This is a genomic window from Piscibacillus salipiscarius (assembly GCF_042685285.1).
GTDB classification, from domain to species: Bacteria; Bacillota; Bacilli; order Bacillales; family Alkalibacillaceae; genus Piscibacillus; species Piscibacillus salipiscarius.
The window spans coordinates 99,767-116,251 of sequence record NZ_JBHUMZ010000023.1 but is presented as its reverse complement, the minus strand read 5'-3'; the positions used below and the strand labels follow the sequence as shown (position 1 = coordinate 116,251).

14 protein-coding genes are annotated in these 16,485 nt (G+C 38.7%); 12 read left to right on the top strand and 2 right to left on the bottom strand.

Annotated elements, in window-relative coordinates; all coding sequences use genetic code 11:
• Window positions 1-344: 344 nt before the first annotated feature.
• The 5 genes from ACFSW4_RS10890 to ACFSW4_RS10870 all read left to right on the top strand — a co-directional run bounded on the left by ACFSW4_RS10890 (window position 345) and on the right by ACFSW4_RS10870 (window position 7,372).
• Window positions 345-1,442, top strand: coding sequence for an NAD(P)/FAD-dependent oxidoreductase (locus ACFSW4_RS10890; protein WP_377329248.1), 1,098 nt, complete (start codon window positions 345-347; stop codon window positions 1,440-1,442).
• Window positions 1,443-1,848: 406 nt separating this feature from the next.
• Window positions 1,849-2,922: a hypothetical protein gene (locus ACFSW4_RS10885; RefSeq protein WP_279401676.1), complete on the top strand. Its 1,074-nt coding sequence runs from the start codon at window positions 1,849-1,851 to the stop codon at window positions 2,920-2,922.
• A 442-nt stretch (window positions 2,923-3,364) separates the two neighbouring features.
• The gene (locus tag ACFSW4_RS10880; RefSeq protein WP_377329246.1) at window positions 3,365-4,873 is read left to right on the top strand and encodes a solute symporter family protein; all 1,509 of its coding nucleotides are present in this window, start codon (window positions 3,365-3,367) and stop codon (window positions 4,871-4,873) included.
• The gene (locus ACFSW4_RS10875; protein ID WP_377329244.1) at window positions 4,866-6,638 is read left to right on the top strand and encodes a LytS/YhcK type 5TM receptor domain-containing protein; all 1,773 of its coding nucleotides are present in this window, start codon (window positions 4,866-4,868) and stop codon (window positions 6,636-6,638) included. The genes ACFSW4_RS10880 and ACFSW4_RS10875 overlap by 8 nt, the downstream gene beginning before the upstream one ends.
• Entirely contained in the window at window positions 6,635-7,372 is a 738-nt protein-coding gene (locus tag ACFSW4_RS10870; RefSeq protein WP_054753786.1) for a LytR/AlgR family response regulator transcription factor, read from the top strand. Before ACFSW4_RS10875 ends, ACFSW4_RS10870 begins: the two co-directional genes overlap by 4 nt.
• A gap of 182 nt (window positions 7,373-7,554) precedes the next feature.
• On the opposite strand, the gene ACFSW4_RS10865 is transcribed toward ACFSW4_RS10870, so the two are convergent.
• Window positions 7,555-7,758, bottom strand: a complete 204-nt coding sequence (locus ACFSW4_RS10865) for a hypothetical protein (RefSeq protein ID WP_377329242.1) — start codon at window positions 7,756-7,758, stop codon at window positions 7,555-7,557.
• Window positions 7,759-7,950: 192 nt separating this feature from the next.
• Here ACFSW4_RS10865 and ACFSW4_RS10860 point away from each other — a divergent pair, with 192 nt between their 5' ends.
• The 5 genes from ACFSW4_RS10860 (at window position 7,951) to ACFSW4_RS10840 (ending at window position 12,493) form a co-directional block, all read left to right on the top strand.
• On the top strand, window positions 7,951-8,832 hold the full coding sequence (locus ACFSW4_RS10860) for a phosphotransferase (RefSeq protein ID WP_377329240.1): 882 nt from the start codon (window positions 7,951-7,953) through the stop codon (window positions 8,830-8,832).
• 451 nt (window positions 8,833-9,283) lie between these two features.
• On the top strand, window positions 9,284-9,661 hold the full coding sequence (locus ACFSW4_RS10855) for a hypothetical protein (protein WP_054753782.1): 378 nt from the start codon (window positions 9,284-9,286) through the stop codon (window positions 9,659-9,661).
• Between the two features lie 365 nt (window positions 9,662-10,026).
• Entirely contained in the window at window positions 10,027-10,314 is a 288-nt protein-coding gene (locus ACFSW4_RS10850; RefSeq protein WP_054753780.1) for a DUF4212 domain-containing protein, read from the top strand.
• A 2-nt stretch (window positions 10,315-10,316) separates the two neighbouring features.
• The gene (locus ACFSW4_RS10845; RefSeq protein WP_054753778.1) at window positions 10,317-11,999 is read left to right on the top strand and encodes a sodium:solute symporter family protein; all 1,683 of its coding nucleotides are present in this window, start codon (window positions 10,317-10,319) and stop codon (window positions 11,997-11,999) included.
• Between the two features lie 32 nt (window positions 12,000-12,031).
• Complete coding sequence (locus ACFSW4_RS10840) at window positions 12,032-12,493, top strand: hypothetical protein (RefSeq protein WP_054753776.1); 462 nt, start codon at window positions 12,032-12,034, stop codon at window positions 12,491-12,493.
• Between the two features lie 69 nt (window positions 12,494-12,562).
• On the opposite strand, the gene ACFSW4_RS10835 is transcribed toward ACFSW4_RS10840, so the two are convergent.
• Window positions 12,563-13,111: a GNAT family N-acetyltransferase gene (locus ACFSW4_RS10835; RefSeq protein ID WP_377329237.1), complete on the bottom strand. Its 549-nt coding sequence runs from the start codon at window positions 13,109-13,111 to the stop codon at window positions 12,563-12,565.
• 104 nt (window positions 13,112-13,215) lie between these two features.
• Here ACFSW4_RS10835 and ACFSW4_RS10830 point away from each other — a divergent pair, with 104 nt between their 5' ends.
• Window positions 13,216-14,826 (top strand): FMN-binding glutamate synthase family protein, encoded by a 1,611-nt coding sequence (locus ACFSW4_RS10830; RefSeq protein WP_377329235.1) that lies wholly within the window; start codon window positions 13,216-13,218, stop codon window positions 14,824-14,826.
• 18 nt (window positions 14,827-14,844) lie between these two features.
• Entirely contained in the window at window positions 14,845-16,476 is a 1,632-nt protein-coding gene (locus ACFSW4_RS10825; RefSeq protein ID WP_377329233.1) for an acetolactate synthase large subunit, read from the top strand.
• Window positions 16,477-16,485: the final 9 nt, after the last annotated feature.

Sequence of the window (16,485 nt, the reverse complement as noted above, 5' to 3'; positions counted from 1 at the left end):
ATCGATTTTTACCCATAAAGAAAAACACCTCCTAAATTGTCGAATACTTTTACATACGACATAGGGGGTGTTTTTTCCTGTCTCATATTATTGGGTCACTCTATTACAAGGTTTGTGGGCTTTTTTGTGCTTTTAGTGGGAAAGAAGATTAGTTAAGTAGTGCATCTTTTATTAATGAAATTCTTTACTTTTTATGCGTTATTTAGGTCCAAAAAAGTAAAATGTAAAATTAATAATGATCTTGCTTATTCATTAACTCAGAATTGAGAGTATCCAACATACATGTATCACCTTAGTCAGGAAAGACTATACAGTTAGAAGATCCTTAAGGTGGTGCGTATCAAATGGATGTTGTGATTATGGGGGCTGGACTTTCTGGATTAGCTTGTGCGATTACTCTTGAAAAAAACGGCATCACTCCGACCATCTATGAAAAACGGAGCCAGGTAGGTGATCGGTTTGTAAATGGCGAGGTGATGATGTCTATTTTCGAGAGGCCGGTACATGATTGTATTGAGACGTTGTCTGAGGAATATGGCATTTACTTAAAGCCTACTTCTCATATACAGAGCATGGAGATCTTTTCAAAAAATGAAAAAGCCGTTATTGAAGGGCCACTTGGGTTTACTAATATTCGGGGCAGAGAGCAAGATTCATTTGATTCACAGCTTGCACGGCAAACTAAATCCACCATTCATTATCATTCAGAGTACACTTATGAAGAATTACTAAGCAAGCATTCCCATGTGGTGATGGCAACAGGAGATGGCGAGTACGCTAAGAAGACAAAAAACTATAGAGAAGATTTAACCGTCACCATTAAAGGTGCGATTATTGAGGGGAGTTTTGACCCGTATCTAGTGAAGGCTTGGCTTAATTACGATATCGCTCCTTTTGGTTATTGTTACTTTATTCCATTGTCGGATCATGAAGCTAATATTTCTTTAGCTATTCCTGATTTGCCTGAAAATGCGAATGTGAATCTTGACAGTCTTTGGGACCTATTTTACGAAAAGGTGCGTGCTGAGTTTAATCAGAAAATACGTATTACGGATCAATTTCAAATTACCCGTTATCCAATGGGGATTTGTAGGTCGGCTCGAATCGGCAATACATTTTACGTTGGGAATTGCTTCGGGACGATGATGCCTTTTATGGGGTTTGGACAGTATGCTTCTATTTTAAGCGGTGTGTATGCTGCTTATGATTTGTGTGGTCTGGGAAAATATGAGGAACTTATGAAACCACTACGGAGAAGTTATGAAGATTCTCTCATATTAAGAAGATCAATGGAGCAGTTATCTAATAAAAAATTGGATCTAATCGTTCATGCGATGCAAAGTAACTTAACCGAAAAAGTGTTCCAAACGACCAAGATGGATCCGTTAAAAATAGCCAGTTATTTACTTCGACCTTATATTAAAATAAAAGGTTATAAGTGACTTCTGCAGATTAAATTTCTTCGTTTTTGCTAACATAGTTGTATTTTTAATTGAAATACAGAAAAGAAGGGTAAGCATTGAACGACAAACAACGGGCCAATCTCTATGATCAAATAACTTTTCTTCGTTGGATTAGCAGCTGAGCTTGGGAAACAAGTTAATACATCATAATTAAGTATTACATAGATGATCTCGATAATGGTTCGGGGTCATCTTTTTAATGTCTATTTATCTTGAAGTATTAATTAGCGATATTTATTAATAAATAGTATCAGCGACATGTCGAAAGTACTATTCATTGTCTAGAACTTATACTGTATCATAATTATATATTAATCCTTTTTTGTAATATATTTGAATTGATGGGTTAAAAATCAAAAATTGTTTTAAAAGGGGGACATGTATGATGAAAAAATCTTATTTAGCATTGACTATTCTATTAATGATTGTAATTGTAGGTTGTACTAATAATGAAGTAGATGAAAGTCAAGATAATGAAGAAGAAGTTGAAGTATCTCAAGAAGAAAACAATGCGGAAAATAATACTTCAGAGGAAAGTAATTTGGAGAATGAAGAAGCAGAGGAGAATGAAGAAACAGAGAATGAGGAAGAGGAGACAGAAGAATTTAAAGCAGATGCGGCAGGGTATGAAATTTCAAGTGGTGACAAACTTAATGTAGAAATTGTCGGGGAAACGGTGATTTTTGACAATCAGCTACAAATAGCTGGGAAAACAAATCTACCTGGAGGGGCTAGAATCCATATAGCTCAGAAACCTATTGGTGATGTTACTTTTATGGGTACATCAGGATATGCTTCAATTGAAAGTGATGGGACGTTTAAATATGAAAAAGAAATTCCTGAAGATTACAAGGATCATTTAAAAATTGCTATGACATTTAAGCCAAGTGTAAGTAATGGTGATATTAAAGATGTCTATGGTGAACTTGGAGAAAAGTTAGAAGGTCCATTTGTACGTAAAGGGTATGGTTCTGATGAATATTATAAAGAAGCATTTGTGGAAGTGTATCATGAAAGAAACAAAGACGGTTCTTTATCTAAAGCAGAAATACCTATCCCATCACGCAATAAACCTGATGACTATGGTGATCTAAATATTAGAATGGATGCAAATTTAGATTATGATGATAATTACGTGTATATTAATGGTACCAGTAATTTAATTGAAGGAAATGATCTAAGAGTTTTAGTAAATAAGCCAAGTGGTTCTAGAAGTGGTATGTCTGAATTCGTTACTATAAAGCCAGATGGTTCTTTTAACGTCATATTTAAAAATAAATCTAAGGACGGAAGTTTAAAAGATTATAAGTTACTTCTTAAGTTTAGTATCTCTTCTTCCAATTGGCCAGATGCTATAGAAAAATATGGAGAAAACGGAGAAAATTTAAATGGGGAGCTTGTAGAAGAACAATCTGATGGAGATCGAATCGCTGAGAAAGAAATAACAATAAAAGAATAATTAATTTTTGATTCTTATAGCCCTTCAATGTTGTCCTTTAATATTGAAGGGTTTTAGTTTGGAATCATCATGTCTTAAATAGGTTGTGATGATTAGCCTAATTTTTGCAATATTGACCCAATTATAAAAACTCCTATATAATAACGTTACAATAAACGTTTAATCTTAATTAGGAGTGATCCCCATCCAACAGCAAATCAAACAAAAAGTGCTCATCTTACTTACGATTTCTATTCTATTAATTAGTTTCTATATATTTTTCCCGCTTCTATTATCTAGCATGTTGCCTGAAGAGCATTCAATGTTCTTGCCCTTAGCCTGGGGGTACGTCTTTTTCATATTTGTTTTAACGTGGGGCATTGGGCTGTTTTATACGTATTACATGAAATCCGTTGACCGCAAATCCTTAAGTGGACAAGCTAAGGATTAGGAGCGTCTTGTTATGAATGTAACCTATCTCGTATTTTTTACTATTATCTTAATCGGAACATTAGTCATTACGCACTGGGCGGCGGAGCGTAGCCGGACGACTCATCAATTCTATGTGGTCTCTGGTAGTTTAACAGGTTTTCAAAATGGGTTGGCCATTGCGGGGGATTACATAAGTGCGGCATCCTTTCTTGGGATTACAGGGTTAATTGCGTTTTATGGGTATGATGGCTTTTTATATGCAACGGGTTTTCTCATTTCGTATGTGGTCTTGCTTCTTTGGGTGGCAGAGCCTGTGCAGCGTCTTGGAACCTATTCTGTTGCGGATGTGGTGTATGAGCGGTTTCCGAAGCGCGGAATTCGGTTAATGGTCGCAATTAGCGGCATTCTTATATCCGTTTTATATATGATTCCTCAGCTTGTCGCATCAGGCCTTCTCGTAAGGTTATTGTTAGGCGTTGATTATGCGGCCTCTGTCTGGGTGATTGGTATTTTAATGACCTTATACGTCGTTTCAGGCGGGATGGTCGCAACGTCGTGGGTGCAGATCATTAAAACGGTGCTGCTGATGGGCGGAACATTACTCGTCATGTTGATTTTGCTATCATGGGTGAACTGGGATATACCAAAGTTAATTCTTGATGCCAAGACTCAAAGTCCTCATGGTGAGTCGTTCTTTTACCCTGGTCACTTATTTGATCATTCAATTGAAAAAGTCTCCCTTACCTTGTCATTAATATTAGGCACATCTGGCTTGCCTCATATTTTGCTGCGTTTCTTAACGGTGAAAAATGCGAAGGAAGCTCGTGTGTCTGCCATGTCAGCCACTTGGGTAATTGGGTTATTTTATTTAATGGCGCTTGTATTAGGAGTTGGAACGATTGCGATTGTAGGTTGGGATACATTAGCCAGTTCTGATCCAAGTGGAAATCTAGCGGCACTTTTACTTGCTGAAGTTGTAGGCGGGGACTTTTTAGTGGCGTTTGTGATGGCTGTTGCATTTGCGACGATTATCGCAGTGGTGACGGGACTTATTTTTGCAGCGACATCGGCTTTTTCTTATGATCTTTATCATCATATTTGGAAAAGGGGGCAGACAGGTGAGAAGGAACAGTTACGAGTTGCTCGTCGTATCGCTGTCGCCATCGGACTCATTTCTATTATTCTATCGGTTGGGATGGAAGGTGTGAACGTAGCTTTCTTAGTCTCGATGACGTTTGCGATTGCGGCATCTAGTATGTTTCCGTTACTTATTTTAACGTTTTATTGGAAGCGTTTTAATGTTATTGGGGCTTATTCGACGTTATTAACGGGATTTACTTCAGCAATTTTATTTATTCTCCTCGGTTCTGAAGGTGTGGGTGTTTTGGCGTTAAGTAACCCTGCGATTTTTTCAGTTCCTTTAGGCTTTTTAGGAGGAATCATCGGTACGTTATGGGGGAAGCAAAAGTCAAGCAACCAAGATGAATCCTTTATGGTACGTGTGCACACTGGCCAGCGGGAGGTTTCGCCGCATGATTGAGCTAATGGTCATTTTACTTGAACGGATTGGGCTTCTATTGTTAGTGGCGTTTATGTTGACGCAAATTCCAGGATTCCGGTCGTTATTGGATCGTGACATAGCTTGGGACACCGTCTTTTATCATGCCCTTATTTTTGGTGTGATGGGCATCTTAGGTGCGCACACAGGAGTGATTATAGATCAAGAGACGTTAGTCATAGATTCATGGAAGCTAACGGTAAGCGATCATGAAATTTTAATTGGTTCTGGAATGGTCATCGTGATGATTGCGGGGCTTCTTGGTGGTCCGTATGTGGGCCTAGGATCTGGTTTAATAGTCGGTTTATACATGGCTTATATTGGCGGAGGTGCGTGGGTTGCCAATAGTTTGATCAATCCTTTTGCTGGGCTGATCACGGGATGGACGGGTCAGTTTTTCTCAGATGAAAGAGTCATAGCTCCAGTAAAGGCGCTGTTTATTGGGATGTTCCCTCCTGTCTTGTACATGGGCATGATTCTCATGTTTATTCCGGATCAACAGGCGGGAATCGAGATTGTCAATCATATAGGCATACCGCTCGTCATTACGAATGCGATTGCCCTTGCGATTATTACGATGATGATTCGTTCAGCTTTAAAAGAAACGGAGCGTGAAGCGGCGCTCGAGACAAACCGGGCGCTATCAATTGCGGAGAAAACTCTTCCGCATTTAAAAGATGCGACACTAGACCGTAACGCGACAGCGATGGCTGATTTACTATATGAAGAATTAGATGCCGCAGCGATTGCGATTGCCGACCAGCATAAGGTGCTAAGTTTTGTCGGTGAAGGGGAGGACCATCACCAAGTTGGAGATCCGATTAAGATGCGGCTGTCACAAATTGCGTTAAATACAGGTGAAATTCAGGTTGCTTATAACCAAAGTGAGCTTCAGTGTCTACACGAGTCCTGTCCGCTTCAGACGGCTATTATGGTTCCAATCTATCGCTCGAGAGAAGTGATTGGCTTAATTAATTTATATTTTAAACACTCCCAGCAAATCCGCGCAGTTGAAGTGGAGCTGGCAAGAGGTCTCGGAACAATTATTTCTAATCAGCTTAGCGGGTTTGAAGCTGAGAGAATGAAAGAGTTATTAAAAGAGGCTGAAATTAGAAATCTTCAGGCGCAAATCAATCCGCATTTTTTATTTAATACGTTTAATTTAATTCACTCGTTAATGAGGGTGGATCATGAGGAAGCTCGCCGCATTCTCGTAAGATTTAGTCAATATATGCGAGCTAACCTTAATATCGCAAGTAAATCACTTATTCCGCTAAAAGAGGAATTGGATCATGTAAATGCCTATTTAGATATTGTAAAAGCTCGTTTTCCTGATCGGTTAAAAATTATGAAGAATATAGATGAGAGTATTATGGATGTGTTAATCCCTTCTGCAACCTTGCAGCCACTGGTTGAAAACTGCATTCAGCACGGACTAAAAGAAGTGACATACGAAGGTGTGATCGACATTCATATTGGACGAACTTTAGATGGAATCACAATTGAGGTAACGGACAATGGGATTGGGTTTCCTGAATCCTTACTTAAAACGATCGGTCAACAACCATATTCAGATCGAACTGGCAATGGGACGGCTTTATATAACGTGAACGAACGACTGAAGGGGCTGCTTGGTGATGAAAGTCAGTTAACGTTCCGTAATTTACAAGAAGGTAGCTCGGTGTCATTTACGATTCCAATTGAGGAATATGCTAAAGCAGTTAGAAAGGAGCGTGAAGTTCATTGAGCATACATGTGTTAATTGCAGAAGATGAACAGTTAGCGAGAGATGAGTTAAGTTATCTTTTAGAAAATGAACAGGATGTTGTGCTTTGTCCCAGTTCGAAAAATGGGGATGAGTTAATCCAGCATTACCAAGATTATGCACCTGACGTGTTATTTTTAGATATACACATGCCTGGTATGAATGGGATTGAAGTCGCTGAAACGATTCGGAAAGCAAATCCGCTAAAGCAGCCACTGATCGTCTTTACAACGGCATATGACCATTACGCGGTACAAGCCTTTGAACTGCAGGCTACTGATTATTTACTTAAACCATTTGACCAAGAGCGGTTTTCTGAAACCATGCAGAGGGTCAGACGCGCCTTACATAATCCGAAATCTGAGCCCAAACAAAAGCTTGATAAGTTAGTTATTTCAACAGATGAAAAAATGGTCGTGTTAAACCCACTTGATATCGGGTATGTCGAACGAATTGATCGAACACTTAAGATTTATACCTTAAAAAATGATGTCGTCAAAACAAAAATGACGTTAAAGGAACTGGAAGAAAAATTAGAGTCATATCCATTTTACCGGCCGCACCGAAGTTACTTAGTCAATTTAGATGCGATCGAAGAAATCACACCTTGGTTTAATGGGGCATACAACATCATTATTCGTGATACAAATAGATCGACTATCCCCGTTAGCCGAACAGCAGCGAAAGCCTTTTTTGAAGTGCTGCAAAGTATATAGAATTCGGTATATGGGTAGTCAAAGTGGGGCATCCATCAAAACTAGAATTAATGAATTTGATTTTATAATTGATAGAGTGAAAAGGCTAATAATCAGAAAAAGTTTGTGAAGTTTTGTACTTTAAAGTAACAGGGCAGGTTAGTAAATAAAAGACGGTGAAAAAAGCACCGTCTATAATTTAGCTATTTATTTTGTGTTAATTCTTTGTAATAAAGGTAGTCGACTTTATGCTTGGTAGCCATTAACTGCGAAGCCAGAACCGCCGTATAAACAGTGGTTAGTACAATTGCTCCAACACCAAGACCTGTAATGTTTATCTTATTGGGTGTACTCATTCCATTATTACTTGTGTTCATAGCATTATTACTTGTAGGCGCTTCTTCCATTTTATTAACCTCCTAATTTGTTATAGGGGTATTATTTGTATCGGCATTTAAACTTATACGCCAAAAAATAACTGAGAGAAAGAAAACTGGCACTCTTAAAAACTTTAAGTTTGTGAACAAATGTACTTAAACTCAATGGGGCGTTAGTTGAGTAAGCTTATAGGACTATTTCAATGAAAGAGAGACTAAATTATGGATTTTAGTTTTTTGTTTGATGAAAAGGTTATAGAAGTTCAGATATTAAATCCAGGTTATGAAGACCACGCTAGTGACGTATGGTTGATAAATACAGAATACAAAGAGGTTGTAGTACGTACGTCCCGAATGATGGAAGAGCCTAACAATGATTTTTGGTGGGGATGCAAAAACATCTTTGGTATTGATCCAAGGCATGTTTTTGAACTTGAAAACGTTAACAACACATTAAGTAACATAACCTCTATGCCAGTTCCTAGAGTATTAAATAAAGAAAAGAGCCTTTCGAGGGAATTTGTGGTTGTTGAAAAATTACCAGGTGAAGTTGTAAATTCATTTGTTGAGCAACCATCTTCTGTTTTGCAAAGTTTAGGAGAGGGATTGGCAGAAATACATAAGTATAGAAAAAACTACGTTGGGTCCCCATCTGGAAAGTTTAAAATTCAATTGGAAGATTTCAATCAACATTTAAATAATACAATGACTGAATTAGTTTCCAGGTTCTATACAGAAGAAAAAGATATTAAGGATAAGCTAGTTGAAATTAAGAACTTATTAGAAGATATTCCAAGTCCTGAATATTCTTCATTTGTTCTAGTTGATATAGACCCTACACAGTTTTTATCTGATGGTGAAGTTATAACTGGTCTGGTTGATACAGAAGCTTATGTTGTGGCTCCTAGAGAATTTGACTTTATAGGTCTTGAGTATGTTCTAGATGAAAAATCAGCTTTAGATTTTAAAGTTGGTTATGAAAAAGTTTTAGAATTACCAGATTTATCAAAGGTGAGAACACCTTATCGGTTCTTGTATCGTTTATTATCTGTGCAGGGTGATGAGGATATAAAAGAATGGTTAAACCATAAGGAGCTATTTTAGTTATTCTTCAACTATTTGGGGGCGTTAGTTGAACAAGTGAATCTCGTGTTGATCAACTAACGGGACAGAAGAGTTTAATAAAAATAATTTATGATTTAAGGGGGAGTTTGTATGTTATATACTTTTTTAGTTGTTATAGTTTCATTAATTTTAGGGTTCATTTTGTATCAAGTACCACTAGTTGATATGGTTTTTCATTCCGCAGACCTCTCAGGAATGTTTCAAATTGCTAACTTTATAATATTGGTGGTAATTTTGTACTTGTTATTGAATAGGAACGATGAATAATCAATTAACTGGGGGCGTTAGTTGTAGAAGGCGATCTACAAATTGTGCGCTTTTCTATCTTGTCTAATATATTATTGGAATATTATGTTAACATTGAACTAAAAGGTTTTGGACTAACGGGGCAGTTTTCTACAATAGGATGTAAGGTATGTGGGGGAATTAGATGAAAAGATGGCTAATATTTATTGGAGTGTTAACTGTAATCTTAGGTGTTGTCGCTTTCGATAGTAAATTCTATTATCCTACATTACCTATTGATTCTGTGAGTAAAAGGGAAGTTTTAGAATCTTTAAATGATACATCAGAAGATATTGTGAAAATAGCTGAAGAAAATGGTTATGAGTGGTATATCACACCAATGGAACAAGGAAAGGCACACGACAATTTAAAGAATTTGATTAGCAAGAATGGGTGGCATTTTAAACAACAAGAAGGAAGTGGCTACTTTTTTGAAAAAGGTGATAATACTCTAATTGCAACAACAGAAATGTGGACAGTAAATTTTGTTATTGTAAAAATCCCAAGCGATTGGAAAGAGTAATTATATATTGTTTGTGAAGGGTTGTACCTGAACAAAATGGGCGTTAGTTTAACAAGGCAATCAATAAGTTGGTCGCTATTATATTTTGTCTGATAAGTTATTGTGATATTATGTTAAATTAAAATAGGGATTCATGAGTTAATTAACTTTTATAGAGCCCAACTTCCTTTTAAACATTTAAAACCAATCATTCTACATTTCAGACAAGAATTTCTACATTTTAGGTTTGTCTACAATAGAATATTCGAAGATTTTAATATACTGAATACAAAAGTTAGAGTATTCAGTATTTTTTGTTTCCAATAAAATGAAAGCGTTTTCTAAATCGAATACTCTACCAATTACTTAATGAAAGGGTGAGGAAGTTGGAACAAAAGAAGCAGCTCGATGAGAGACAGAAGTGGTATTGGAAGAAAAATATTCGGTTTATTTTAGGTTTACTTGTCATTTGGGCAGTCGTTGCTTATGGCGGTGCTATTCTTTTCGCAGAACCGTTATCTAATATTCAGTTATTTGGTGTTTCCTTTGCATTTTGGATTGCACACCAAGGTGCGATTATCGTCTTTTTCTTACTTATTTTAACTTACGCCATCAGGATGGACCGGCTAGACCGTGAATATGCCAAATTACTTAAAGCAGATAGGGAGGGATAAAGTTGAGTGTTGAAGCGATTACGATTACGTTAGTGGTTATTACGTTTATTATTTATACAGGAATCGGCTGGTGGTCACGTGTTAAGGATACATCGAGCTTCTACGTGGCTGGTCAGAACGTTCCGACCGTCGCAAACGGGGCAGCGATCGCAGCTGACTGGATGTCGGCAGCATCCTTTATTTCGATGGCAGGTCTTGTTGCTTTCTTAGGATATGATGGAACGATTTACTTAATGGGATGGACAGGTGGTTACGTCTTATTAGCGTTACTACTGGCACCTTATTTACGTAAGTTTGGTAAGTTTACGGTTCCTGACTTTATTGGGGATCGGTTCTACTCAAGCAGTGCCCGAGCTGTTGCGGCGATTGCGACGATTTTCATTTCGTTAACCTATATTTCAGGGCAAATGCGCGGTGTTGGCATTGTCTTTAGCCGGTACTTACAAGTCGACATTGTTGTCGGTGTATTAATCGGGATGGCGATTGTTGGTTTCTTCGCATTACTCGGCGGAATGAAAGGTGTTACTTGGACTCAGGCAGTTCAATATTTCGTTATCATTATCGCATTCTTAATCCCGGCCTTTGCGATTTCAGCTCAGTTAACAGGGAATCCTGTACCGCAGTTAAGCTTTATTACGAGTGATATTGTAGATCGCTTAAGCCAAATTCAAATTGACCTTGGTATGACGGAATATATGGCCCCATTTACGAACTTGTCGATGTTAAACGTGTTCATGATGACGCTGGCTCTTATGGCTGGTACGGCAGGTTTACCTCACGTCATTGTTCGTTTTTATACGGTTAAAAGTGTACGTGCTGCTAGGTGGTCTGCTGTTTGGGCGATTATCTTTATTGGACTATTATACTTAACAGCACCAGCAGTTGGGGCATTCGCAAAGTATAACTTAATTGATACGATTGCGGATAAGCCAGTTGAGGAAGTTCAAGACATCGAATGGGTGAACAAATGGGAGACAACAGGTTTACTTCAGTTTGATGATAAAAATGGAGATGGCAATATCAATTATACGGCTGGTGACGATAATGAAGTGATGATTGATGGAGACATTATCGTGTTATCCACACCAGAAGTTGCGAACCTTGCGCCATTTATCATCGCTCTGGTGGCAGCAGGTGGACTTGCAGCCGCCTTATCAACCGCGTCAGGGTTACTGATTACGATGACCAGTGCCGTTTCGCATGATATTTACTTCCGAATTTTTAATAAAACAGCAAGCGAGTCTCAAAGATTACGTGTCGGACGGATCACGTTATTAATCGCTTTACTCGTTGCAGCCTATGTTGGGATAAACCCTCCAGGATTCGCAGGTGAAGTGGTGGCACTTGCCTTTGGACTTGGGGCAGCCAGTTTATTCCCAGTCATTTTGCTTGGGATTTTTGATAAACGGATGAATAAGGAAGGCGCGATTGCAGGGATCTTAACTGGTTTAATCTTTACGCTGTTTATGATTGGAACTATTTTATCAGAATCCATTTTTGGAACAGAAGGACCACTGATCGATAGTTTCTTTGGCATTAATGCTCAAGGTGTCGGTGTTGTCGGGATGTTATTAAACTTTATCGTGAGCTTTATTGTGTCACGAATGACAACAGAGCCACCTCAAGAAATTCAAGAGCTTATTGAAAATGTTAGGGCTCCAGAGATTGACGAGGATGCGAGCTAAAAAAATTTTAGAAACATGAAAGGGGTAGCGTGATGAATTGGACACTCATATTTGGTTGTTTAGCGATACTTGTTTATTTATTAAGTCCTTGGATGAATATGAAAACGGTGCAACGGGCGATTGGAATAACATTATTTCTTGAGATATTCTATCTCTCTGGCCACTATATTATGGAATGGCCGTTTCCAACGCCACTAATACTAATGCAGCTGTTAGTTGTTTCGAGTTTAGGAGTGGCATTAGGGGTTTGTTTTTCAAAAATTTGGCCATTACCACTTCATAAAGGGTTCGAGCGAATCTTTAGAACTTTTTTAATCGTCATTCCATCTTTAGGACTTGGTATGGGGCTTCACGTTCTGCTTCAAGGTGCGAATGCGACCCAGGCGATTTATCTGATCTTTGCGCTAGCAGCATGGATTGGGTCGGGTCAATTTGTGAAGGCAGAAGAAGAACAACCTGTTTCAAACAATAAAATAGCTAATGTAGTGTCTTGATAACGCTGCCTAAGAATTTCCGGACGTGATTCTTCACGTCCGGGTATTTTTTTAATAACGGTTTATTATCTAATTTTCGGATTTATTATCTAATCGGTCATATTCCTCTCTCAGCATTCCCATCAAAATTTCATCGAAGTATTGCTGCTTCATATAAAGAGATTGTCTTAATCTTCCTTCGACCTTAAACCCAGCTTTCTCATAAGCTTTAATCCCCCGAACGTTATGCGAGTAAACTTCTAATTCTAAGCGATTTAGCTTAAGCTCTTCAAACGTAAATCGTTGTGCAAGCCTGATAGCCTCTGTCCCGTAACCTTTTCCTAATTTGTTTTGGCTATGTAACGAAATTCTAAATCCTGCTTTATAATTATTTTGGTCAATGTCTAAGATCGCTAAATCACCAATAACCTCATCATTTTCAATTAAACAAATCGCAAAGTCATAACGGGAGGAATCTTGTTTAAATTGTTTATAGCTATTCACAATGTTATCACGTGTAAACCTTTGATGAGTTCCCGTCATATACAAAATCTCTTCATCCTGGCACCCCATATAAATACTATCAATATCCTCATCACGAATTGGTCTTAAGTATACCGATTGCCCCTTAATCTTCATCTTAACTCCTCATTCCATTTTAGTATCTGTTTTAGTTTAGCATCTTTCATAATTAATTTGAAAAAGGTCAAACTAAACTTAGCAATTTCAAGGGAGGCGCCGTAATGAATCTTGCTAATGTCATGACCGTAATAGGTTTTATTTTTTGTACGCTTGTTATTTTAGCTCTCATAATATCTGCTTTTTATTTATTTACGATTGATAAAAAACAGAAGCAGCATCCGATTCTTAGAAATTACCCTCTAATCGGAAGGGCTCGTTATTTCTTTGAAAATATCGGTCCAGAATTAAGGCAGTACTTATTTGATAGTGATAATGAAGGCAAGCCTTTTACTCGAGTGGACTTTCAACATATTGTGAAAAAATCTAAATATAAGCGTGACGTGATCGGTTATGGCTCACAGCGTGATTTTAATGAGCCAGGTTTTTATATTCGTAATTCACTTTTTCCGAAATTAACGGAAGAGTTAAAGATGGACCGGCAAACTAAAGTAACAACGAATCGCTACTTGCTTATCAATGAACCGTTATTTGGACAGAGGGATGAAAAGCTTGAAGAGAATGAATCAGGAGTCTATTTATTAGAAGATGATGACGCGGTCGTAATCGGAGAGAATGCAAGAGACCCGTTTATTGTTAAAGGCCAAATTGGAATGTCGGCGATGAGTTATGGCTCCTTAGGTGATCGCGCCATTACGGCACTTTCGGAAGGATTAGGCATCGCAAAAGGGACATGGATGAACACTGGTGAGGGCGGGATTTCTGATTATCACTTAAAAGGCGGTGTTGATTTAATCATGCAAATTGGGCCTGGCCTATTCGGTGTGCGTGACCGTGAAGGGAATTTTAGTTGGGACGCCTTAAAAGAGAAAAGCGAAATCCCTGAAGTGAAGGCCTTTGAAATTAAATTAGCACAAGGGGCGAAAACGAGAGGTGGTCACATTGATGCGGAAAAAGTAACGGAAGAAATCGCAAGAATTAGAATGGTCGAACCGTTTAAGTCGATTGATAGTCCAAACCGTTTTCGTGAATTTAGTGATTTACCATCGCTATTTGATTTTATTGAAAAAATCCGGGAACACTCAGGAAAACCCGTTGGCATGAAAGTTGTGATTGGAAGTCATCATGAAGCAGAAGAGCTAGCTATGGCCATTAAAGAAACAGGAAAGGGACCTGACTTCATTACAATTGACGGTGGTGAAGGTGGTACAGGTGCGTCATATCAGGAACTTGCTGATAGTGTCGGGCTACCCATTCAGTCTGCATTACCATTAGTGGATCATGCTCTGCGTAAGCACGGGGTACGAGATCGCTTGAAGCTGATCGCATCTGGAAAGCTATTCTCACCTGACCGAATTGCCATTGCTCTTGCTATGGGGGCAGACCTTGTGAACGTTGCTAGAGCATTCATGATTACAGTTGGTTGTATTCAAGCGCTTCAATGTCAGTCAAATGCTTGTCCAGTAGGAGTGGCAACGACAGATCCCGATTTACAAAAGGGGCTTGTCATTGAAGAGAAAAAATGGCGAACGGCAAATTACTTAATTTCAATGCGCAAGGGACTGTACCGAGTCGCGGCGGCAGCTGGTATTGATTCGCCAACCAAGTTCACACGAGACCATATCATTTACCGTGATGAGAAGGGCCGTACATGGTCACTAGATGATATTTACCACGCAATGGTTCAACCGAAGAATATCAATGATATTTCGTAAGTAGAAAGGATGGAGTGCATGAAAGCAGCGGAACTATTAGTTAAATGTTTAGAGCATGAAGGAGTCGAGTATATTTTTGGTGTACCAGGTGAAGAAAACATTGATGTGATGGACGCTCTTCGCGATTCTAAAATTGAATTTATTGTAACCCGCCATGAAACAAGTGCGGCGTTTATGGCAGGGACTTATGGCAAACTGACTAGAAAACCTGGTGTCTGTCTTGCAACTTTAGGGCCCGGTGCAACGAATTTACTTACTGGTGTTGCCAATGCCAATATGGATTTATGTCCAATTGTCGCAATTACAGGTCAAGCAGGGCTGGAACGTCAGCATAAAGTGTCTCATCAATATTATGATATGGAAGATGTCTACCGCGAAGTAACAAAGTGGAACGCACAAATTAAATCACCTGATGTCGTTCCTGAAGTCGTCCGAAAAGCTTTTAAAGTCGCAACAGAAGAAAAGACTGGTGCAACGCATATTGAACTGCCTGAAGATGTGGCAAGCAAAGAGGCATCAGGGGCGCCTTTAAGTTTAGCTGAGCATAAGCTGTCAGAGGCAGATGAACCGATTATTCAGGAAGCCGCTAAGCTTATTGATCAAGCAAAACGACCGATTATATTAGCTGGTAATGGTGTCACAAGAGGGAAAGCTACGAATGAGTTAAGGGAATTAGTCGTCAAAACGAACTTACCGGTTGTTCATACATTTATGGGTAAAGGTGCTATACCATGGACAGATAAGCACAGCTTATTAACGGCAGGTATTGGCGGTAACGATTACATTACGTGCGGTTTTACCGAGTCGGACTTAATCATAGCAATTGGGTTTGATATGGCTGAATATTCCCCAAAGGACTGGAATCCAGATGGACAAGTTCCTATTTTACACATTGATACAAAAGAATCTGAAGTGGATGCTTGTTATCCAGTAAAGTTAAATGTCGTTGGTAACCTAAAAGAAAATATTCGAAATCTAACAGGTGCACTATCACAACGAGAACGCGATTTAGATTGGGTCGATGAGGTTAGAAAAAAAGCGCTAGCTGAACTAGATTCATTTAAAGAAGATTCCGGTTATCCCGTTAAGCCTCAGAAAATCATTTCGGATCTCCGTTCGGTTCTTAACGAAGACAGCATCGTCATCTCTGATGTCGGTGCTCATAAGATGTGGATGGCGCGGATGTATCACTGCTATGAGCCGAATACATGCTTAATTTCTAATGGACTCGCCTCGATGGGATTTGCTGTTCCAAGCGCCATTGCAGCGAAAATGGTCTATCCAGATAAACAGGTTGTGGCTGTTTGCGGGGATGGAGCTTTTCAGATGACGAGCATGGAATTAGAAACGGCTAAACGCTTAAATTTGCCGATTGTGATATTGCTGTGGCGTGATGAAGGTTACGGATTAATCGAGTGGCATCAAATGAAGGCGTTTAACCGTTCATCCCATATTAAATTCGGAAACCCTGATTTTAAACTTTTAGCTAAATCATATGGTTTTGAAGCACTTAAAGTTGAAAAAGCAGAAGAGTTAAAGTCAGTCTTAGATCAAGCTATTTCCATGAATAAGCCCGTATTAATCGACTGCCCAGTTGATTATAAAGAAAATATGAAGCTAACGGAAAAGTTAGGAAATCTAATTTGTTAGATAAGGAGG